Source organism: Burkholderia sp. PvR073, from assembly GCF_054055695.1.
This window is the reverse complement of sequence record NZ_JBSRXO010000012.1, coordinates 88,127-107,854: the sequence shown is the minus strand read 5'-3', so window position 1 is coordinate 107,854 and position 19,728 is coordinate 88,127. Positions and strand designations below refer to the sequence as shown.

Here is a 19,728-nt window from a genome sequence, read left to right as displayed (position 1 = left end):
TGCTGGCGGCCCCGACCGGAAGCCTCGCGCGAGGCTTCCGTAACCGGCCGTCCCATCGCGGCCTTTGGCGCAACATCATGGCTCTAGCTAAACGCATCATCCCCTGCCTGGACGTGACCGCCGGGCGCGTCGTCAAGGGCGTCAACTTCGTCGAGCTGCGCGATGCCGGCGACCCCGTCGAAATCGCCCGCCGCTATGACGACCAGGGCGCCGACGAACTGACGTTCCTCGACATCACCGCGACCTCCGACCAGCGCGACCTGATCCTGCCGATCATCGAAGCCGTCGCGTCGCAGGTGTTCATTCCGCTGACCGTCGGCGGCGGCGTGCGCGCCGTCGAGGACGTGCGGCGCCTGCTGAACGCGGGCGCGGACAAGGTCAGCATGAATTCGTCGGCGGTCGCGAACCCGCAGCTCGTGCGCGACGCGGCCGACAAGTACGGCTCGCAGTGCATCGTCGTCGCGATCGACGCGAAGCGCGTATCGGCCGACGGCGAGACGCCGCGCTGGGAAGTGTTCACGCACGGCGGCCGCAAGAACACGGGCCTCGACGCGATCGAATGGGCGCGCAAGATGGCCGAGCTCGGCGCGGGCGAGATCCTGCTCACGAGCATGGACCGCGACGGCACGAAGTCCGGCTTCGACCTCGCGCTCACGCGCGGCGTGTCGGACGCGGTGCCGGTGCCGGTGATCGCGTCGGGCGGCGTCGGCTCGCTGCAGCACCTGGCCGACGGCATCAAGGACGGCCGCGCCGACGCGGTGCTGGCCGCGAGTATCTTCCACTACGGCGAGCACACGGTCGGCGAGGCGAAGCGCTTCATGTCCGACCAGGGCATCCCGGTGAGGCTGTGATGAATACGGAAACGAAAGCCCTGCCCGCGTGGCTCGACAAGGTCCGCTGGGACGACAACGGCCTCGTGCCGGTGATCGCGCAGGAAGCGTCGACGAACGACGTGCTGATGTTCGCGTGGATGAATCGCGAGGCACTCGCGAAGACGATCGAGACGCAGCGGGTGGTTTATTATTCGCGCTCGCGCAAGCGCCTGTGGTTCAAGGGCGAGGAGTCGGGCCACGTGCAGCACGTGCACGAGGTACGGCTCGACTGCGACGAGGACGTCGTGCTGCTGAAGGTCGAGCAGGTGTCGGGCATCGCATGCCACACCGGCCGGCATTCGTGCTTCTTCCAGAAATTCGAAGGCACGGTGGACGGCGGCGACTGGGTCGCGGTCGATCCGGTGCTGAAAGATCCCGAACACATCTACAAATGACGCAATCGACCGAAGACACGCTGCTGCGCCTCGCGGCCGTGATCGATAGCCGCAAGGGCGGCGACCCCGATCAATCGTACGTATCGCGCCTGTTTCACAAGGGCGACGACGCGGTGCTGAAGAAGATCGGCGAAGAGGCGACCGAAGTCGTGCTGGCTGCGAAGGACGTGCGCCAGGGCGGTGCGCCGACGGCGCTGGTCGGCGAAGTGGCCGATCTGTGGTTCCATTGCCTCGTGATGCTGTCGCATTTCGACCTGAGCCCGGCCGACGTGATCGGCGAGCTCGAGCGCCGCGAAGGGCTGTCGGGTATCGAGGAAAAGGCGCTGCGCAAGCGCCGCGAGCGCGAGGAAAACGGCGGGTGACGGCGCGCGGCCTGCCGCGCCGGCAACAGTGCGGTAAGCTGTAAGAATTGTCATCTAACGGGGGTAGCATCATGACCGATACGCCGAGCGAGTTTCCGACGCCGTCGGTGCCGGGCGCAGCGGACGCCGAGCGGCTGAACGGCCTGCGCACGCTGACGCACGTGCTGTACGGCCTCTACGCGATTCATTGGCTGACGGGCGGCGTAACCGGCATCATCGCGATCATCATCAACTACGTGAAGCGCGGCGACGTGGCCGGCACGCCGTACGCCGACCATTTCGAGTGGCAGATCCGCACGTTCTGGCGCGCGCTGATCGCGTACGTGATCGGCTTCGCGCTGATGTTCGTGGTGGTGGGATTCGCGATCATGTTTGTCACGTGGATCTGGACGCTGTACCGTATCATCAAGGGTTGGCTGTACCTGAACGACAACAAGACGCTCGATCCGCAGGCCTGGTTCTGACCGGCGCGCGGGGCGTTTCGCAGGAGCAACATGAGTCACGATCCGAATTGCCTGTTCTGCAAGATCGCGGCGGGCGAGATCCCGAGCGCGAAGGTGCACGAGGACGACGAATTCGTCGCGTTCCGCGACATCCGCCCGGCGGCCGAGACGCACGTACTGGTGATTCCGCGCCGGCACCTGCCGACGCTGTCGGCGGCGAGCGAGGCCGATGCGCCGATGCTCGGCCGGCTGATGCTGCTCGTCGCGCGTCTGGCCGACCAGCTCGGCGTTGCCTACACGGGCGGCGAAACCGGTTTTCGCACGGTGATCAACACGGGCCCCGGCGGCGGGCAGGAGGTCTACCACCTGCACGCGCATATCCTGGCCGGTCCGCGGCCGTGGCTGCGGATGGGTTGACGTAGCGGGGCGTTTCCCCGCATCGATAGTCGAAGCCGGCGTGCCGCCGGCGATTTGCGCCGCCACGCGGCATGGTTGAGGAGAGGTTTCATCATGGGTGGATTGAGCATTTGGCACTGGCTGATCGTGCTGCTGATCGTCGCGCTGGTTTTCGGTACGAAGAAGCTGCGCAACATCGGCAACGACCTCGGCAGCGCCGTGAAGGGCTTCAAGGACGGCATGAAGGAAGGCGAGACACCGGCCGATGCGCAGCAACTGCCGCGCACGGGCTCGGTCGACGTCGACGCGAAGGAAACGACGCGTTCCGATTCGAACAAGGCGTAACGCCGGCAAGCTGACAGGCATACGCGATGCTGGATCTCGGTCTTTCGAAGATGGCGCTGATCGGCGTCGTCGCGCTCGTGGTGCTCGGCCCCGAGCGCCTGCCGCGCGTCGCGCGCACGGCAGGCGCATTGTTCGGCCGCGCGCAGCGGTACATCAACGACGTGAAGTCCGAGGTCTCGCGCGAAATCGAACTCGACGCGCTGCGGACGATGAAGACCGATTTCGAGTCGGCCGCGCGCAATGTCGAGACGACGATTCACGACAACCTGCGCGAGCACGAGAAGGAACTGAACGACACGTGGCATTCCGCGGCCGGCGGTCTTAACGAAGGCTCGGTCGATGCCGGCACGTACGGCTCCGACACGCCTGCGGCGCCGTCGTGGCGCGGCAGTACGGCCGCGCTCTCGCGCAAGCGCCGCAACTGGCGTGTGAAGCAGGCGGCGATGCCTGTCTGGTACAAGCGCGCGACGACCCGCCGCACGCACGTGCAGTCGGGCGCCGCGCGTGTCGCGCGCCACCAGCCGGCCAGCCTGCGCCGGCCGACGCGCTTTCTCTGAGCCGAGCGCATGCTCGCTCGTCAATCCTACCGAGGGCCGGTGTGAGCGACCCCCAGCAGAATCCGGGCGACGCCCCGGAAGAAACCTTCATTTCCCATCTCGTCGAGCTTCGCGATCGCATCATTCGCGCGGGGCTGGCCGTGATCGTCGTGTTCCTCGGGCTCGTGTACTGGGCGCCCGACATCTTCCGGCTGCTCGCGCGGCCGCTGATGGAAAACCTGCCGAAGGGCGGCAGGATGATCGTGACCGACGTCACCGGCTCGTTCTTCGTGCCGATGAAGGTCACGATGCTCGTCGCGCTCGTGATCGCGTTGCCGATCGTGCTGTACCAGATCTGGGCGTTCGTCGCGCCGGGCCTGTACCAGCACGAGAAGAAGCTCGTCATGCCGCTCGTCGGCAGCAGCTACTTCCTGTTCCTGTGCGGGATGGCGTTCGCGTACTTCCTCGTGTTCCCGACGATCTTCCGCGTGATGGCGCATTACAACGCGCCGCTCGGCGCGGAGATGTCGACCGACATCGACAACTACCTGAGCTTCGTGCTCGGGATGTTCATCGCATTCGGGGTCACGTTCGAGGTGCCGATCATCGTCGTGCTGCTCGTGCGGATGGGCGTGCTGACGCTGAAGAAGCTGAAGGAAATGCGGCCGTACGTGATCGTCGGCGCGTTCGTCGTCGCGGCGGTCGTCACGCCGCCGGACGTGTTCTCGCAGCTGATGCTCGCGCTGCCGCTCATCGTGCTGTTCGAGGTCGGGCTGCTGGCCGCGCGGTTCTTCGTGCCGAAGCCAACGACGGAAGAACCCGAGCCGGAGAACGGCGCCGCCAGTTGAGCAGGAAACGGGGCGCGGTGGCCGGCATGCTGGCCGCCGTCGATGCGGCCTTTCGGCAAGCAACATCGAAGCCGGGCGCGTGGCCGGAAGGGCAGGCGGTGAGGGCGAGAGCACGGCTTCACCGCGACGAAAGCGTTTCGTTGCAAAGCGGAAGGGCAGCCGAATCGAGTTGACCCCCAAGCGTTGGACATCATTCCAGCCCTTGGGGGTTTTTCGTTTCCGCCAGCTGCCAGCAAGCGGCGCAGACGCGCCGCCCGCCGGATGTCACTCGCTGTCGCTGTCCTGTTCGTCGAGCGCCTGCTTCGGCGGCGGCGGGCGCTTGCCGATCACGACGTTCAGGTCGAACTCCTTGCCCTTGCGCACGACGTGCACCTTGGTCGACGTGCCCGGCTTGATCTGCGCGACGGTGTTCAGCAGCTTCGTCGTGTCGGTGATTTCGTCGCCGTTCACGCTCACGAGGATGTCGCCCGGCTTGATGCCGGCCTTGTCGGCCGGACCGCCCTGCAACACGCCCGCGACGATCGCGCCCGACTTCTGCTGGAGCCCGAACGACTCGGCGATTTCCGGCGTGACGTCTTGCGGCTCGACGCCGATCCAGCCGCGCGTGACCGAGCCCGTCGTGATGATGCTTTCGAGCACGGTGCGCGCGGTCGACACCGGGATCGCGAAGCCGATGCCGAGCGAGCCGCCCGAGCGCGAATAGATCGCCGTGTTGATGCCGAGCAGGTTGCCGTTCACGTCGACCAGCGCGCCGCCCGAATTGCCGGGGTTGATCGGCGCGTCGGTCTGGATGAAGTTCTCGAACGTGTTGATGCCGAGGTGATTGCGGCCGAGCGCGCTGATGATCCCCATCGTGACCGTCTGGCCGACGCCGAACGGGTTGCCGATCGCGAGGACGACGTCGCCGACCCGCGACTGGTCGGAACGGCCGAGCGTGATCGTCGGCAGGTTCGTCATGTTGATCTTCAGTACGGCGAGATCGGTTTCGGGATCGCTGCCGATCACCTTCGCGGTGGCCGTGCGGCCGTCGGCGAGCGCGACTTCGATCTGGTCGGCGCCGTCCACGACGTGCTGGTTCGTTAGAATGTAACCTTCAGGGCTCACGATGACGCCGGAGCCGAGGTTGGCGGCGGGTTCGTCCTGCTGCTTGCGCGCGTTGCGGTCGCCGAAGAAGTAGCGGAACAGCGGATCCTTCGCCCGTGGATCGGGCGGCAGCGAGCCGTCCTTGCTGGAGAATACGTTGACGACGGCGGGCATCGCCTTTTGCGCGGCCTCCGCGTACGACGTGGTCGCCGGCGCTCCGCCGATGCCCGGCGCCACTTCCCGCAGCGCAACGATCGGCGTGGCGAGCTGCTTGCCGAGCTGTCCTTGCCGTTGCAGCCATTGCGGCTTGAGCGTCACGACGATGAACATCAGCGCGAGCAGTACGGTCACCGCCTGCGCGAAGAACAGCCAGAAGCGTCTAAGCATCTGAATGGATTAGAGGTTTATATGGATCGGATCGAACTTGAATTGTACTTGAACAATACCCTTGAAACCGCGCGCTTCAAGGACTATTGCCCGAACGGCCTCCAGGTCGAGGGGCGCCGCAAGATCGAGAAGATCGCCACCGGCGTGACGGCGTCGGTCGCGTTCCTCGAAGCCGCGCTCGAATGGGGGGCGGATGCGGTGCTCGTCCATCACGGCTATTTCTGGCGCAACGAGGCGCCGCAGATCACGGGCCGCAAATACCAGCGCCTGAAGCTGCTGCTCGCGAACGACCTGAACCTGTTCGCGTTCCACCTGCCGCTCGACGCGCACCCCGAGCTCGGCAACAACGCGCAGCTCGGCCAGAAGCTCGGGCTGATCGGCGATCAGCGTTTCGGCGACGGCGACCTCGGCTGGATGGCGACGCTGCCGATGCCCGTCACGCTCGAGCACTTCGTCGCGAAGGTCGAGCGCACGCTCGGCCGCACGCCGCTTGTGCTCGGCGATACGGACATGCAGTTGCGCCGCATCGCGTGGTGCACCGGTGCCGCCCAAAGCTACTTCGATGCCGCGATCGATGCCGGCGCCGACGTGTTCCTGACCGGCGAGGTGTCGGAATCCGTCACGCACGCGGCCGCCGAGAGCGGCGTCGCGTTCGTTGCGGCAGGGCACCATGCCACCGAACGCTACGGAATCCAGGCGCTGGGGCGCCACTTGTCCGAAGAATTCGATATCGAACACCTTTTTATCGATATTCATAATCCGGTCTGAACGACGGATTTGCGGCAGCGCATCGAAATTTCACAATGTAGCGGATGCTTAAAAGTGAAATGATTTAATTGCTCCGATAGTGCGGGAAAACCCTTAACTATCAACCACTTCGAAGGGATTTTCATCTCCGGGCCTTGTAAATGGCGACTCCATTCGAGCAAACTAGCGGCGGAATGGAAAGTCGTGACGGAAAATCCAACTCAGAAGTGGGGCGTGTGATGCGAGACAAGGAAGAGAAACGCGTCGACAGCGGCCGCCGTACCTGGCTGATTGCGACATCCGTAGCAGGTGGCGTGGGAGGTGTCGCCACCGTTGTACCTTTCGCGGCGTCGCTTGCGCCGTCCGCGAGAGCGAAAGCGGCCGGTGCGCCGGTCGAGGTCGACATCAGCGGCCTGAAGCCCGGCGAGATGGTCACGGTGCCGTGGCGCGGCAAGCCCGTCTGGATCCTGAATCGCACCGATTCGATGCTGGCCGATGTGGTCAAGGCCGACAAGGAAGTGGCCGATCCGACCACGAAATCTCCGTATTCGATGCCGTTGCCCGCGTATTGCGCGAACGAATATCGCGCGCGGACCGATCGCAAGAACATTCTCGTCGTGATGGCCGTCTGTACGCACCTCGGCTGCACGCCTAGCCAACGCTTCACGCCGGGTCCGCAGCCGAACCTGCCGGACGACTGGCCGGGCGGTTTCCTGTGCCCGTGCCACGGTTCGACCTACGACCTCGCCGGTCGCGTGTTCAAGAACAAGCCGGCGCCTCAGAATCTCGACATCCCGCCCTACATGTTCACGTCGGCGACGACCCTCGTGATCGGCAAGGACGAGAAAGGAGAAGCGTGATGGCTGCCGACAACAAAGAAGTCTCCACGACAGGTCTCACCGGCTGGATCGACCAGCGCTTCCCGCTCACGTCCACCTGGAAGAAGCACGTTTCCGAGTACTACGCGCCGAAGAACTTCAACTTCTGGTACTTCTTCGGCTCCCTCGCGCTGCTGGTGCTCGTCAACCAGATCGTCACGGGCATCTTCCTGACGATGAACTACAAGCCCGACTCGACGCTCGCGTTCGCGTCGGTCGAGTACATCATGCGCGAGGTGCCGTGGGGCTGGCTGATCCGCTACATGCACTCGACCGGTGCATCGATGTTCTTCGTCGTCGTGTACCTGCACATGTTCCGCGGGCTGATGTACGGGTCGTATCGCAAGCCGCGCGAGCTCGTGTGGATCTTCGGCTGCGCGATCTTCCTGTGCCTGATGGCCGAGGCGTTCTTCGGCTACCTGCTGCCGTGGGGCCAGATGTCGTTCTGGGGTGCACAGGTGATCGTGAACCTGTTCTCGGCGATCCCGTTCGTCGGCCCGGACCTGTCGCTGTGGATTCGCGGCGACTACGTCGTGTCCGATGTCACGCTGAACCGCTTCTTCGCGTTCCACGTGATCGCGATTCCGCTCGTGCTGGTCGGCCTCGTGATCGCGCACCTCGTCGCGCTGCACGAAGTGGGGTCAAATAACCCGGACGGCATCGAGATCAAGGCGAAGAAGGACGCGAACGGTGTTCCGCTCGACGGCATCCCGTTCCATCCGTACTACTCGGTGCACGACTTCTTCGGGGCCTGCGTGTTCCTGATGGTGTTCGCGCTGATCGTGTTCTTTTCGCCGGAGATGGGCGGTTACTTCCTCGAGTCGAACAACTTCGTCCCGGCGAACCCGCTGCAGACGCCGCCGGAGATCGCGCCGGTCTGGTACTTCACCGCGTTCTACGCGATGCTGCGCGCGACCACCGACCCGTTCAAGATCGTGCTGATGATCGTGATCGCGCTGCTCGGCGTGCTCGCGCTGATCCGCGCGCGCGGCAAGTGGAAGGTCGGCCTGCCGGTGCTGGCCGCGGCGATCATCGTGTTCATGTTCCTGACGGAGTCGAAGTTCTGGGGCGTCGTCGTGATGGGCTCGGCGGTGATCACGCTGTTCTTCCTGCCGTGGCTCGACCGCAGCCCGGTGAAGTCGATCCGCTACCGGCCGCTGTTCCACAAGGTGTTCCTCGGGATCTTCGTCGTGGCGTTCCTGACCCTCGCGTTCCTCGGCACACGGCCGCCATCGCCGGTCGCGACGCTGATTGCGCAGGGTTGCGCGCTGATCTACTTCGCGTTCTTCCTCGGCATGCCCGTCTGGACGCCGCTTGGCACGTTCAAGCAGCCGCCGGAGCGGGTGCGCTTCAAGCCCCATTAACGTGAGCGAGGAGAGAACGACATGAAGAAACTGCTTTCGACGCTCGCGCTGATCGGGGCGACGGCCGTTGCGCTGCTGGCGGCGCCGGCCGTGCGCGCGGAAGGTAATTTTCCGCTCGACCGGGCGCCCGATAACACGGAAAATCTCGTTTCGCTTCAGCACGGCGCGCAACTGTTTGTAAACTATTGCCTGAACTGCCACAGCGCGAACCTGATGCGCTACAACCGTCTGACGGATCTGGGCATATCCCAGAAGGAGATCGAAACGAATCTCCTGTTCACGACCGACAAGGTCGGGAACACGATGTCCGTCGCGATGCGGCCCGAAGACGCGAAGAACTGGCTCGGCACCATGCCACCCGACCTGTCGGTCGAGGAGCGGGCGCGCAGCCGCGACTGGCTGTACACGTATCTGCGGAGTTTCTACCGCGACGATACGCGGCCGACCGGCTGGAACAACGCGGTGTTCGAGAACGTCGGCATGCCCCATGTATTGTGGCAACTGCAGGGGCAGCGCACTGCCAAATTCGAAGACAAGACGGACGAGGAGACGGGCGAGAAGGCCCACACGCTCGTCGGCTTCCAGCAGGTCACGCCGGGGACGTTGTCGTCGCCGGACTATGACGCTGCGGTGGCCGACCTGGTGGCCTATATGACATGGATGTCCGAGCCGGCCCAGCAGACCCGCAAACGCCTCGGCGTGTGGGTGCTGGTCTTTCTCGGTGTCCTGACTTTCCTGGCCTGGCGGCTCAATGCCGCCTACTGGAAAGATATCAAGTAAACACGCCTGACCGGCGTGGGGCCGGCGCAAGGCGGAACCCGTGAAAGGGGTTGCGCCGCGTGCCGGCCCTCGGCTTTTTTGAGGAAACGCAAATATGATGGTTCTGTATTCCGGCACAACTTGCCCGTTCTCCCAGCGTTGCCGGCTGGTGCTGTTCGAGAAGGGCATGGATTTCGAGATCCGTGACGTCGACCTGTTCAACAAGCCGGAAGACATCTCGGTGATGAACCCGTACGGTCAGGTGCCGATTCTGGTCGAGCGCGACCTGATTCTGTACGAATCGAACATCATCAACGAATACATCGACGAGCGCTTCCCGCACCCGCAACTGATGCCGGCCGACCCGGTGCAGCGCGCACGTGCACGCCTGTTCCTGCTCAACTTCGAGAAGGAGCTGTTCGTTCACGTCAGCACGCTCGAGAACGAGAAGGGCAAGGCAGCGGAGAAGAATCACGAGAAGGCACGCCTCGCGATCCGCGATCGCCTGACGCAGCTCGCGCCGATCTTCGTGAAGAACAAGTACATGCTCGGCGAGGAGTTCTCGATGCTCGACGTCGCGATCGCGCCGCTTCTGTGGCGTCTGGATCACTACGGCATCGAGCTGTCGAAGAACGCCGCGCCGCTGATGAAGTATGCCGAGCGGATCTTCAGCCGCCCGGCCTATATCGAAGCACTGACGCCGTCCGAAAAGGTCATGCGTCGTTGATGATGCAATGAAGGCATGACGGAGCGGGCGGCGCGGCGTGCCGCGTGCCCGCTCCGGGTTCGAGGATTGTGATGCAAGAGATTTCAACGAAGCCATATCTGCTGCGCGCGCTGTACGAGTGGTGCACCGATAACGGTTACACGCCGCATATCGCGGTGAGGGTCGACAACTCGACGCGCGTGCCGCGTCAGTTCGTGCGTGACGGCGAGATCGTGCTCAACATCAGCTTCGAGGCGACGAGCCAGCTGCAGATGGGTAACGAGTGGATCGAGTTCACCGCCCGGTTCTCCGGGAAGGCGCACAAGATCGAGATTCCGGTGGCCAACGTGCTCGCGATCTACGCGCGGGAGAACGGGCAAGGGATGGCGTTCCAGGTCGACGCGGTGGCGGGTGAGGGCGAGGATTCGGGTGCATTCGAAGACGATGCCGCGCAGGCCGATGAGGCGTCGCGTGACGAGTCGCCTGCCGTATTGACGCCTGTCGTCGATGTCGGCGCGAACGAGGAGCCGTCCGAAGGCGCCGACGAACCGCCGAAAACCGACGGCGACGGCTCGAAAGGCAGCAGCAGACCTCGCCTCAAGATCGTGAAATGAGGTAGAATCTCGCGCTTACGCCGGCTTAGCTCATCTGGTAGAGCAGTTGATTTGTAATCATCAGGTGGCGGGTTCGAGTCCTGCAGCCGGCACCATATCTGACAAGGGGTTACGCGATGTTTGCGTAGCCCCTTCGCGTTTCCAATACCCCCCTCACGTTTCCAATGCGCGTCAGCGAGACGGTTTAACCGGCCGTGCGCCTCGCACATAACGCGCCGTCATGCCCGGTCCGCTGTGACCCGCCAGGCGTTGTCCGGCCTCCAATCCTTCATCGATCGTCTTGTGGGTCACGCCGCGCGCGCGGAGATCGCGGAACTGAAACTTCGCCTTTTCGATACCGGCCCGCTCGCGTGCCTTGTCGAAGCGCGACCGCAGCTTGCCCTTCGTGAGTGGATAGCCTTCCTCGTCGCGCAGCAGGTAGGGAGAGACGTCGACCTTCGAACCACGCCAGGCCAGCAGGCGTTCGATCAGTGCCGCGAGATCGCCCGTGATTTGCACCGTAACGAATGCGCCCGTCTTCTGCGTACGGAAGATGAGGTTGCCGCGCACGATGTTGGAGCGCTGCACGCGCAGGACGTCCGAAGGGCGTTGTGCGCAGAGATCGGCCAGATCCATCGCGTTGCGTAGCGGCTGGTCGGCCACCGTGTAGACGGCTGCATATAGCTCGTCATCGATGAGGATGTCTTGGCGCCCGGTCTCCTTCTTCCCGCGCACGCCGGCGCACGGGTTCGCGATCGTCATCATGCCCCACAGCCGCCCGCAGTTCAGGACCAGCGACAGCACGGCCTTCGTGCGGTTCGCCGTTACGACACCGCGCTTCTCTGCCGTCGCGCGCCAGATTGTGGCGACGTCGGCCGGCGTGAGCGTGTCGAGCTCCCGAGCGCCGATGACGGCCGCGAGCCTGGAGAGGAACAGGTCGTACATGCGTTGCGTCGCCGCAGACTTCTGCGGCAGCTCGCGTATGCGGTAGGCCTGCTCGAGCATGGCGAACGTGTGCCGTGTCGTTTCCGACGACGGCGCGCGGGCGCCTTCTAACTCGGCCCAACGTTGAAGTGCGACGACGCGATCGGTGCCGAGCGGCTCGAGAATGCGCCGCCCGTCCACCTCGCCGTGATCGTAGTAATAACGCAGCGAGCCGTCCGCGTTCTTGCGCGAGCGGAAGCGCGGGATCGCACCTGGAGTTTGTGCCTTGCCCGCCATCACACTGCGCCGAGATTCAGCGACGTGAGACCGGCGGGCTGCGGTGTGCGCGCTTGTTTGGATTCGATGATTCCCATTTGCTTGTCGTGGTAAGCGCGTGCGACCAACACGCGGCCGTGCACGTCGACGACATGCGGCCAACCCTGCCGAGCGAGCCACAGGATTTGGCGCGCGCGTTGCGGCGTGCCGGTCAGTTCGCGCAGTTCTTGTCGGCCGAGGTACGCGCCGGTGCCGCGCTGCGAGCCGCGACGTGAATATTCTTGCATGGTGATTTTCAACGCGTAAAGAGGGGACACGCAGAACAACTAGTGGACTCGTGGCTAACGCGGATATCGACGGTAAGTCGTTGATTCGTAATGGTTGTGTGTGCCACTAGTTGCCATGAAAAACCCGTGGCACCCCCTTCCGACTCGTGGCCTAAAAAATAGGCAGCGCCCGCGACTCGTGGCAAAACGCGCGCGACTCGTGGCATGGCTTTGCGGTCAATTTCCGCCCCTTCTACGTATTCTTTCTTCTTCTTTTTCAATGAATTAGAGAGAAGAGAAAAAGGGACGGCGGCGGTCGGCGCAAAAACCGGACTAGTGGCAAAAACGCCCCGACTAGTGGCAATTCCAATGCGATTCATGGTGGCACTCTTCTCAACAATCAAAGACTTACGAGCGGACAGCCCCGAAAACCACGATTCGCGTGCGCTGCCTGCCCGTTCCCTGTGGAAAAACCGGCCCGCGCGCCCCCTCTCCCTCAAGGCCCGCGTAGTTGCTCGGCCGTTTCGGCTTGCGGGGGGTACGGGGGGAACCGGACAGCACGGCGGCCGCGTGACGACGTGCGCCGATCGCTGCGCGCATCGACGCACGCACCGGAAACCCGAATACAGGGCCGCTACGCGGCCGGAAAGAATGAGGGAAGGGGTACGGCCGCACGGCGGCCGCATCGGCTGAGAGCGAGTCATGCTCGACCCCGCTGCTCGGTCGCGTCGGTGGCCAGGTCTTCGCGGACGGATACGTGCAGACCGAAGCCGGCCAGGCGTTCGAGCGAAATCGGCGTGAGGTACGGCACGCGGCGCGTGTAGATGCGACGCTCGACTTCCTTCTCGCCGACGACGACGCCGGCGTGCTTGAGCTGCGCCTTGAACACGCGGTCGGATTTCACCGGTAGGCCGTTCCATTTGTCGCGCAGCGCGCTCGTGTGGGCGATGTGGTCCATCACGTGGCCCGTGCGCATCAGCAGGCAGAACTCGCCGTCGACCATGTCGAACGTGTACGGGTGCTTGTAGTTGCCGCCGTCGATCTCCGACAGCACGGTTTCCATGATCCAGACCCACGGCTCGCGATCGGCGCTCGTCTCGGCGATGTGACCGTTCATTTCGGCGAGCAGGTCGCGCGGGAAGTCTCCTTCGCTCGGGTCCATGCCGGCGAACTCGCACAGGTAGCGCCAGGCGAGCGCGACGGCCGCATAGTTGCCGGCCATCCGCTTCGCGCCGTCGTCCTCGCCGCTCGCGCGGCAGTTGGCCAGCGCCTTGTCGCGCAGCGTCGCGTACTGGTCGGACACGGCGCGCTTGTCCAGGCGGGCGAGGAATTCGAGCCACTGGCGAACCGGGAAGCGCGGCAGGTCGTCGGGCATCAGCGGGCCGCGCTTGCCGGTCAGCGTCGTGCGCACCAGCTTGCCGAGCAGGCTGCGCACGGGCACGTCTTCGCCGGCCAGCATCACGGGCGCGCACAACAGGTATTCCGTCATGTCGGTGCCGCGACGTGTCACGGTGTACTGGTAGTTCTCCTGCAGCAAGCCGACCGCCTTGTCGATCACGTCCTGCCGACGCGCGGACAGCTCTTCCCATCCGACCGGGTGGCTCGTGTGGCTGATGCTGGTCAACAGGCGGAACTCGGTCTGCAGCGACTGCCCGGAAAACATCGTGAACGCGAGTGAGCGCTCGAGGCGCTTGATGAGCGTCGACTTACCCGCGCCCTTGTTCGCCTGGATCGTGATGTGCGGCCAGAAGCCGAGCAGCGCCTTCAGGTGGCCGCCGAGCGCCCACACGAGCGGGATCGTCGCGGCGTTCTGCTTGAACGTCGCCTGGTACGCGGTGATGACGCGGCGCGCGTCGCTGGCCGGGCCGGTCGGGAAGGTCAGGTTGTGATACGGACACTGCTTGTCGGCTTCGGTGAAATAGCAGTCCGGTCCCTCGTTGACGATCAGGCGGCCGTCGCGCCATGCGAGCCCGACAAAGTTCGCCGCCTGGCGCGCGCCCAGGTCGGCGCCGCGCTCCAGGATGTTGACCATGCGCTTGAACGGCGCCGGCGCCCAGATCGGGCCGAACTTGCCCCACTGGTCGACGTTGTGCAGCTGGTCGTCGAGCATGACGCGGCGCACGAGCTGCGCGCCGTGGCGCGGCGCCTGCACTGACACGGCGAAATAGACAGTGGGCGCCTGGTCGGCGTCGCCCGTCATCGTCGACGTCGCGCTCGCCACGGACACGCGGCTGATGCCGGCAATGCGGAAGCCGCACAGGTCCGTCATGACGGGCGTTTCGACGCCGCTTTCCTCGTTCTTGTCCATCTTCGTGATGTAGCTGGTGAAGTCCGGCCGGACGCGGAAACGCCAGTACTGCGCGAAGTCGTGCGATGGCAGGAAGATCCGCGGCCGGCCGCGACGCGTGGCGTCGCCGGCGAGGCCGGCGATGAGCCACGGCTCGAGCTGGTCGAGTGCGCGCTGCAGATCGGCCGGGCCGCGCAGTTGCAGGTAGTCGTTCACGTCGTTGATCGGCTTGACGGCCTTCTCGCCGTCCGCGAGGTCGGCGAACCAATTCGCCTGGTCGACGAGCACGGCGCTGATGTTCAGCGCCGTGAGCCGTTCGTAGAGCGCCCAGGCAGCTTCCGGCCCAGGCCGGCGGCCGGCACGCGGGTGGCCGTCCGCGAACGGCTCGTCGTTGTCCAGGCAGATCACGACCTGTTTGCCGCGCAGGAACGCGAAGTCGATGCCGCCGACGTTCGCCAGGCCGCGAAGCGCCAGGGCGGCGGCGCCAGGCATCGCGCAGGTGTCGATCGACAGCGCGTTGATCGCGCTTTCGACGATGAACACGCGCTTCGCCTTGTCGAGCCGGCGGGGATCGGCGGTCCAGCCGTAGCCGGCCTTGTCGCCCTGGGTCTGCGTCTTGACTCCGCCGTTCAGCGCCGGATCGACATAGCGCATGTCGACGGCGACGACGCGGCCGTCGCCCGGTACGCGCACGATGAACGCGGCGGCCGGGCCGGCGTGACCCACTTCGCCGGCCGCGACCTTCGAGCTGGTCCACGTGTTGAAGCCGAGCGAACGCGCGGCGATCGCTGCGTCGATCGCCGTGACGGAAATGCCACGGCCGACGAGGTAATCGCGCACCTGGTCGCGCTCGGCGAAGCACCGATCGGCGATGTACTCGACGGTCGTTTTCTCGCGGCGCTCGGCCGGCGCCTGGCGGTCGAGCGGGATGCCGTACGCGTCGTGCAGGTAGCGCACCGCATCGGCGACCGTGCCGCCGCGCGTGTGAATGACCAGGTCGATACACGAGCCGCCGACGTCGGCGCTATGGTCGCGCCAGCCGGTGCCGTGCTTCGGGTGGTTCACGTAGATCGACAGGGACGGGCTCTTGTCGTCGTGCTGCGGCGAGTGGTACAGCGCGCGGTCACCGCCGCGACCACGCTTCAAGCCGAGGCGATCCGCGAGGTCGTGCAGGTCGATGCGTTGTTTCAGTTCGTCAATCGAGGCCATTGTTATTGCTGTTGGTGCAGGGAGAGGGCGGCAGGGTTGCCGGGTGTCGAGGGGCTGTCGACGAGCGCGCGCAGCGCTCCGGCCGAAGCCGGGAAGGCAAGCGCCAGGCGATCGCCAAGAACGCTGACAAACAGCGCGAGCACCGCGACGCGCTGCAGGCCGCCGGGTTCATGGTCGAAGCGAAGCGCGTCGGCGGCCGCCGCGATGGAGGCCGCGAGTGCGGCGTCGTGAGGGGTGGTGTGCGTCATGCTGCTGCGCCTCCGAGGATGTCGTGATGGTTCTGTTGCAGGCGTTGAACGGCGTGCTGCAGCTCGTAGCGCGAGGTGATCGCCTGGTCTAGCATGGTGCGCAGGCGCTTGCGGTTGCGTTCGAGATTCGACGTCGCGTTCGCGAGGGCTGCGGTACGCGTCGCGCCGTGGCCGATGCGGATGCCCGATATCAGGTGCGTGACGACGCACTTTTCGGGGTGGCCGTCGTGCAGGTGCGACTCGGTGTGAATGCCGAACGTGGCGCCGGCGTCGTTCGGGATAGCGACGTGATCGCCTGCGACAGTGCGCAGGCCGGCCGAAGTCAGCAGCTCGTAACGAATGGTGGGCTCGTTCGTCATCGTGTCAGCCCCGCGGCGGAACGGCCCAGGCCAGTGCCGCGACCAAGGCGATCATTGCGACGACGCCGATCACAAAAGCGATCGGCCGGGCGAGCCGAATGTCGAACAGGCGCAGCACGTCGGCGGCTAGGTAGTAGACGCCGGTCAGGGAAAGGGAAAGCATCAGCAGCACGCCGATGCTGAAAACGTAGGGCTTCATGGTGTGGTTCCAGGTGAGTGCACCGGCGGCCGGCGCGGAAGGATCAGTCGAAGTCGTTCGCGGCGCGGCGCTTCCCGTCGATGGCCGGCAACTCGGGCGCGGGTTCTCGATCGCGCCATACGTTCGCCGTACATTCGAAGGCGTGGCGGGCGGCCGGACATAGGGCATCGAAATTCCCGACCATGCGCAGGCGGCGCCACATCGCGCGCAGGTCGAGTTCGGTGAGGGGCGCGCGCATCGCGTCAGTGCATCCAGTCGAGCACCGGCGTGCCGCGCGCTAGGTCCCACGACACGACGAAGCCCAAGGCACGGGCGTACGCGACGAACACATCGGCGCGTACGTCGGCAGCGGAGATCTTCGTGAGGTAGGCGACGCGCTCGTCGTAGGACAGCGATTGGGCGAGTGCGGCGATCGGTGCGGGGATCAGCGTTTGCATACGGCCTCCAAGAAATTTCAGGCAAAAGGAGTCCCTCACGCCCGCAGAGCGGGCGCGATGGGTGTTCAGCGAAAAGCGGGTTAGGGCTTAGGCGTCGAGCAGCGGGAGCTGTCGCGAATCGGTCGGGAGCCGATCAACCTTGCCGACCGGCACGTACACGTGCGGATTCGGGTTGAGGCTCGGCGCGATCGTGTGGACGGTCGCGACGTGAATCTTGTAGGTCGTCGCGCATTCGATGTTGGTGCACTGGCAGTACGCCTCGCGAACGAGAGCGGACAGCGTGCGGCTGGTTCGAATGACGGCGCGGCTGCCGCAGTGGTGACACTTCAATTTCATTCGGGATGCTCCTACGGACGGCTGCATTCGCCGCGACCTTGGCGCGCGCATTGGCAGAACATGCCGACTTCACCCAAGGTCGCGACAGCGTCGAGATATTTGCGGGTCACACAAACGAAGCCAACGGCGGCAACTAGCGTGTCAATCTTGTCGATGACGATGCCCTTGCCGCCGCTCAAAAAACGGCTGACTTCGGAGTCGTCCCATCCGAGCGCTGTTTGTACTTCATGACGTTTAGGACCATGCAGCGCATGGCGCAACGCGGGTTCGATTAGGGCGGGTGGTTGCATGACTCAACGCCTGGCAAAAGAGGTTGAGTGCGGTTGAGCCGTGGAGCCGGTAACTTTGGCGCGGTACCGTTCAACGCCCTCGAGGTAGATGAGACGGGCGACGCTCGACGTCGACCGGTTCAGAAACGTGGACAGCTCTTCTAGCGCACGGCGTTCATCCGGCATAAGCCGCATGTAGACAGGCTTGCTGGATAGGACGCCGCGCGGCGAGCGTGTGATGGGAGCTTTCTTGCGAAGCATGGCGGTATACTTTCCCTTCGTTAACCTTGCACAAGCTAAGTGTAATTGCCAATTTGGCAAATTGCAACGGAAAACTTGCCCGTATGGAAATTTTTGGTGAGCGTTTAAAAGCGGAACGGAAGCGGCTCGGCCTTAAACAGGCCGAGCTTGCCGACCGAGCAGGGACGACCAACGTCGCCCAAAGCCGCTACGAGAGCGGCGATCGTTCGCCTGATTGGGGGTATTTGTCTGCCGTAGCACAAGCTGGGGTTGACGTGCTCTATGTCCTGACAGGGCAACACAGCACGTTGGAGCTATCGGCGGACGAACATGTCTTGTTGGCGGGATACCGCTCGCTCGACGCGCAGGGGCGCGCCGGCGTGCTGGGCATGATCGGGGGGATGACGCAGCCGGTCACCGCCGCACCCTCTGCCAAGAAGGCCACGACGGTTCATCAGAATTTTCAGGGCGCTAGCGTCGGGCAGCACGTCACTGGTGATGTGACAGGCCCCTTCTCAATCAACATGAGTGGCGCAGGGCGGAAGAAGAAGCGAGAGAGTTGACTGTAGCGAAAAGCACTAAACGGCAGGGCCAGCCGTGGGAGAAGAAGAAGTCAATGAATCAGAAGTTCAGCGGTGACGTCGGGCAAGTTGCTGGCGGGGATGTGAAGAGCAATAGCGCGCAGACAAACGTCAATGTGCATTTCCACGGCGGTGAATCGAAGCCGGTTGTGACGAAATTCATCAGCGACAGGCAGCGCAACGCCATCGCACGCAAAGCGTTCGAGATACAGGCGAAGACCGGCACCGATAAGTTGATGGTGTACCGCCGGCTCATGACGGTGTTCGACTTCGAGAGAATGGACGAAATGCCGCGCAACGTGTACGAGCGTGCGATCAAGTACCTCGATGGCTGGATTCGAAACGGCACGCTCGGGCAGGCACCAGGCGCGCCAGCGCAACCGGAAGCCAAAGAGCCGGAACCCGCAGCGGCGCAGCTGGTGGCGCCGCGCGAGTTGCCGGCTGATCGACCGGTACTGCCGGCCGGTACAGCGACGACACCCGTAACGGTATTCCCGTCACCGATGCCTGCACCAGCACCGGTGCCCGCGCCCGCACCGGTCCATCAACAGAGGAACCGATTATCGTGGCTTACGGTGGTGGTCGTGGTGACTGCCGCGGGGGCCGTTGCTGCGATGCTGTATGTTGCAACACACGGCTCTGACGTACCCGCTCAAGCACAGGCAACAGAGCAGCCACATCATTGCGAGTACCGCGGCGATCGCTATTCGCCAGGTAGTGTTGTCATGCAGGCCGGTGTTCGCCGGCAGTGTGTCGCCGTCAATGGCGCCGCAGCATGGCAGAAAGCCGACGCGGCTCGTCGCTGACTTCCTATACCAATTTCCAACAGGCGCAACGCGCTACCTATCCGAGGGACCTATGAAGAAACTGCTCAAAGTGCTTGGCATCGTCGTCGGTGTCGTTTTTGCTATCGGGATTGTGGGAACCATTTTCGGCGAAAAGCCCGGAACAGGAACATCGACCGCGTCGAATTCAACGACCACGACGAAGTCGGAAAGCGAGGCTTCCAAGCCGATTGAGAAAGTCAGTGTGACCGCCGGGGCGCTTTTTGCTGCGTACGAGAAAAACGAAGTAGCCGCAGACCAAAAATACAAGGGCAAGGCCCTGTCGGTGAGCGGAACGATTCAGAGTATCGACAAGGATGCGTTCGACAATATCGTGGTGAAGCTGCGATCCAGCAACGAATTCATGCCTGTCAACGCGTACCTGAGCAAAGAACACGAAGCGCTTGCGGCGTCGCTCGAAAAGGGCAAAAAGGTCACGTGGACGTGCGAAGGCGATGGCCGTTTGATCGGTAGCCCGATGCTGCGCGATTGCACGCCGGCATAACGGTCAATGCACGAGTGAACCGGAGCCCGCGACCGCGGGCTTTTTTGACGTGGC

At 64.2% G+C, this 19,728-nt stretch carries 29 protein-coding genes and 1 tRNA gene; 18 read left to right on the top strand and 12 right to left on the bottom strand.

The window, feature by feature from the left end:
• The first annotated feature begins 77 nt into the window (after positions 1-77).
• From hisF to tatC, 8 genes are all read left to right on the top strand, one after another.
• The gene (gene hisF / locus ACVK00_RS28490; RefSeq protein WP_006751800.1) at positions 78-851 is read left to right on the top strand and encodes an imidazole glycerol phosphate synthase subunit HisF; all 774 of its coding nucleotides are present in this window, start codon (positions 78-80) and stop codon (positions 849-851) included.
• Positions 851-1,267, top strand: coding sequence for a phosphoribosyl-AMP cyclohydrolase (gene hisI / locus ACVK00_RS28485; protein ID WP_284888484.1), 417 nt, complete (start codon positions 851-853; stop codon positions 1,265-1,267). Before hisF ends, hisI begins: the two co-directional genes overlap by 1 nt.
• A complete protein-coding gene (locus ACVK00_RS28480; protein ID WP_006751798.1) occupies positions 1,264-1,629 on the top strand; it encodes a phosphoribosyl-ATP diphosphatase in 366 nt (121 codons plus the stop codon). Before hisI ends, ACVK00_RS28480 begins: the two co-directional genes overlap by 4 nt.
• 71 nt (positions 1,630-1,700) lie before the next feature.
• Positions 1,701-2,093, top strand: a complete 393-nt coding sequence (locus ACVK00_RS28475; protein ID WP_166722066.1) for a DUF4870 family protein — start codon at positions 1,701-1,703, stop codon at positions 2,091-2,093.
• Positions 2,094-2,123: 30 nt separating this feature from the next.
• Positions 2,124-2,489 carry a histidine triad nucleotide-binding protein gene (locus ACVK00_RS28470; RefSeq protein WP_166722065.1) on the top strand — a complete coding sequence of 122 codons (366 nt, stop codon included), beginning with the start codon at positions 2,124-2,126 and terminating at the stop codon, positions 2,487-2,489.
• A 93-nt stretch (positions 2,490-2,582) separates the two neighbouring features.
• Complete coding sequence (tatA, locus tag ACVK00_RS28465) at positions 2,583-2,813, top strand: Sec-independent protein translocase subunit TatA (RefSeq protein WP_166722064.1); 231 nt, start codon at positions 2,583-2,585, stop codon at positions 2,811-2,813.
• 26 nt (positions 2,814-2,839) lie between these two features.
• A complete protein-coding gene (gene tatB / locus ACVK00_RS28460; RefSeq protein WP_284888485.1) occupies positions 2,840-3,370 on the top strand; it encodes a Sec-independent protein translocase protein TatB in 531 nt (176 codons plus the stop codon).
• Positions 3,371-3,411: 41 nt separating this feature from the next.
• Entirely contained in the window at positions 3,412-4,197 is a 786-nt protein-coding gene (gene tatC, locus ACVK00_RS28455; RefSeq protein ID WP_006751793.1) for a twin-arginine translocase subunit TatC, read from the top strand.
• Positions 4,198-4,461: 264 nt separating this feature from the next.
• Here the strand turns inward: tatC and ACVK00_RS28450 are convergent, their stop codons facing one another.
• Entirely contained in the window at positions 4,462-5,667 is a 1,206-nt protein-coding gene (locus ACVK00_RS28450) for a Do family serine endopeptidase (RefSeq protein ID WP_166722062.1), read from the bottom strand.
• Positions 5,668-5,688: 21 nt separating this feature from the next.
• On the opposite strand from ACVK00_RS28450, the gene ACVK00_RS28445 reads away from it, so the two are divergent.
• The 7 genes from ACVK00_RS28445 (at position 5,689) to ACVK00_RS28415 (ending at position 10,830) form a co-directional block, all read left to right on the top strand.
• Positions 5,689-6,435 carry a Nif3-like dinuclear metal center hexameric protein gene (locus ACVK00_RS28445; protein WP_166722061.1) on the top strand — a complete coding sequence of 249 codons (747 nt, stop codon included), beginning with the start codon at positions 5,689-5,691 and terminating at the stop codon, positions 6,433-6,435.
• A 218-nt stretch (positions 6,436-6,653) separates the two neighbouring features.
• Entirely contained in the window at positions 6,654-7,274 is a 621-nt protein-coding gene (petA, locus tag ACVK00_RS28440; protein ID WP_175758682.1) for a ubiquinol-cytochrome c reductase iron-sulfur subunit, read from the top strand.
• Positions 7,274-8,656 carry a cytochrome b gene (locus ACVK00_RS28435; protein ID WP_284888486.1) on the top strand — a complete coding sequence of 461 codons (1,383 nt, stop codon included), beginning with the start codon at positions 7,274-7,276 and terminating at the stop codon, positions 8,654-8,656. Before petA ends, ACVK00_RS28435 begins: the two co-directional genes overlap by 1 nt.
• A gap of 21 nt (positions 8,657-8,677) precedes the next feature.
• A complete protein-coding gene (locus ACVK00_RS28430) occupies positions 8,678-9,436 on the top strand; it encodes a cytochrome c1 (protein ID WP_166722059.1) in 759 nt (252 codons plus the stop codon).
• A gap of 94 nt (positions 9,437-9,530) precedes the next feature.
• Positions 9,531-10,142, top strand: coding sequence for a glutathione S-transferase N-terminal domain-containing protein (locus tag ACVK00_RS28425; protein ID WP_006400565.1), 612 nt, complete (start codon positions 9,531-9,533; stop codon positions 10,140-10,142).
• Between the two features lie 71 nt (positions 10,143-10,213).
• The gene (locus ACVK00_RS28420) at positions 10,214-10,735 is read left to right on the top strand and encodes a ClpXP protease specificity-enhancing factor (protein WP_284888487.1); all 522 of its coding nucleotides are present in this window, start codon (positions 10,214-10,216) and stop codon (positions 10,733-10,735) included.
• Positions 10,736-10,754: 19 nt separating this feature from the next.
• Positions 10,755-10,830, top strand: a tRNA-Thr gene (locus tag ACVK00_RS28415).
• Between the two features lie 76 nt (positions 10,831-10,906).
• On the opposite strand, the gene ACVK00_RS28410 is transcribed toward ACVK00_RS28415, so the two are convergent.
• The 11 genes from ACVK00_RS28410 to ACVK00_RS28360 all read right to left on the bottom strand — a co-directional run bounded on the left by ACVK00_RS28410 (position 10,907) and on the right by ACVK00_RS28360 (position 17,785).
• Entirely contained in the window at positions 10,907-11,935 is a 1,029-nt protein-coding gene (locus tag ACVK00_RS28410; protein ID WP_354122899.1) for a tyrosine-type recombinase/integrase, read from the bottom strand.
• Complete coding sequence (locus tag ACVK00_RS28405; protein ID WP_232515145.1) at positions 11,935-12,231, bottom strand: DUF4224 domain-containing protein; 297 nt, start codon at positions 12,229-12,231, stop codon at positions 11,935-11,937. The genes ACVK00_RS28410 and ACVK00_RS28405 overlap by 1 nt, the downstream gene beginning before the upstream one ends.
• Positions 12,232-12,880: 649 nt before the next feature.
• The gene (locus tag ACVK00_RS28400; protein WP_354122900.1) at positions 12,881-15,676 is read right to left on the bottom strand and encodes a toprim domain-containing protein; all 2,796 of its coding nucleotides are present in this window, start codon (positions 15,674-15,676) and stop codon (positions 12,881-12,883) included.
• A gap of 2 nt (positions 15,677-15,678) precedes the next feature.
• Positions 15,679-15,924: a hypothetical protein gene (locus ACVK00_RS28395; RefSeq protein WP_354122901.1), complete on the bottom strand. Its 246-nt coding sequence runs from the start codon at positions 15,922-15,924 to the stop codon at positions 15,679-15,681.
• Positions 15,921-16,283, bottom strand: a complete 363-nt coding sequence (locus tag ACVK00_RS28390; protein WP_017424051.1) for a hypothetical protein — start codon at positions 16,281-16,283, stop codon at positions 15,921-15,923. The genes ACVK00_RS28395 and ACVK00_RS28390 overlap by 4 nt, the downstream gene beginning before the upstream one ends.
• Positions 16,284-16,287: 4 nt before the next feature.
• Positions 16,288-16,482: a hypothetical protein gene (locus ACVK00_RS28385; protein ID WP_354122902.1), complete on the bottom strand. Its 195-nt coding sequence runs from the start codon at positions 16,480-16,482 to the stop codon at positions 16,288-16,290.
• A gap of 43 nt (positions 16,483-16,525) precedes the next feature.
• Entirely contained in the window at positions 16,526-16,720 is a 195-nt protein-coding gene (locus ACVK00_RS28380; RefSeq protein WP_175977941.1) for a hypothetical protein, read from the bottom strand.
• A gap of 4 nt (positions 16,721-16,724) precedes the next feature.
• On the bottom strand, positions 16,725-16,919 hold the full coding sequence (locus ACVK00_RS28375) for a hypothetical protein (RefSeq protein ID WP_006757080.1): 195 nt from the start codon (positions 16,917-16,919) through the stop codon (positions 16,725-16,727).
• An 87-nt stretch (positions 16,920-17,006) separates the two neighbouring features.
• A complete protein-coding gene (locus ACVK00_RS28370; protein ID WP_354122903.1) occupies positions 17,007-17,255 on the bottom strand; it encodes an ogr/Delta-like zinc finger family protein in 249 nt (82 codons plus the stop codon).
• Positions 17,256-17,266: 11 nt separating this feature from the next.
• Positions 17,267-17,545 carry a hypothetical protein gene (locus tag ACVK00_RS28365; RefSeq protein ID WP_006757082.1) on the bottom strand — a complete coding sequence of 93 codons (279 nt, stop codon included), beginning with the start codon at positions 17,543-17,545 and terminating at the stop codon, positions 17,267-17,269.
• A 3-nt stretch (positions 17,546-17,548) separates the two neighbouring features.
• A complete protein-coding gene (locus tag ACVK00_RS28360; protein ID WP_081472749.1) occupies positions 17,549-17,785 on the bottom strand; it encodes a hypothetical protein in 237 nt (78 codons plus the stop codon).
• 83 nt (positions 17,786-17,868) lie between these two features.
• Between ACVK00_RS28360 and ACVK00_RS28355 the strand changes: the two genes are divergently transcribed.
• Genes ACVK00_RS28355 through ACVK00_RS28345 form a run of 3 tightly spaced genes read left to right on the top strand, consistent with a single transcriptional unit; the run spans position 17,869 to position 19,674 of the window.
• Entirely contained in the window at positions 17,869-18,327 is a 459-nt protein-coding gene (locus ACVK00_RS28355; protein WP_006757083.1) for a helix-turn-helix domain-containing protein, read from the top strand.
• A 53-nt stretch (positions 18,328-18,380) separates the two neighbouring features.
• Entirely contained in the window at positions 18,381-19,151 is a 771-nt protein-coding gene (locus ACVK00_RS28350; protein WP_354122904.1) for an alpha/beta hydrolase, read from the top strand.
• A gap of 52 nt (positions 19,152-19,203) precedes the next feature.
• The gene (locus ACVK00_RS28345; protein WP_354122905.1) at positions 19,204-19,674 is read left to right on the top strand and encodes an OB-fold protein; all 471 of its coding nucleotides are present in this window, start codon (positions 19,204-19,206) and stop codon (positions 19,672-19,674) included.
• Positions 19,675-19,728: the final 54 nt, after the last annotated feature.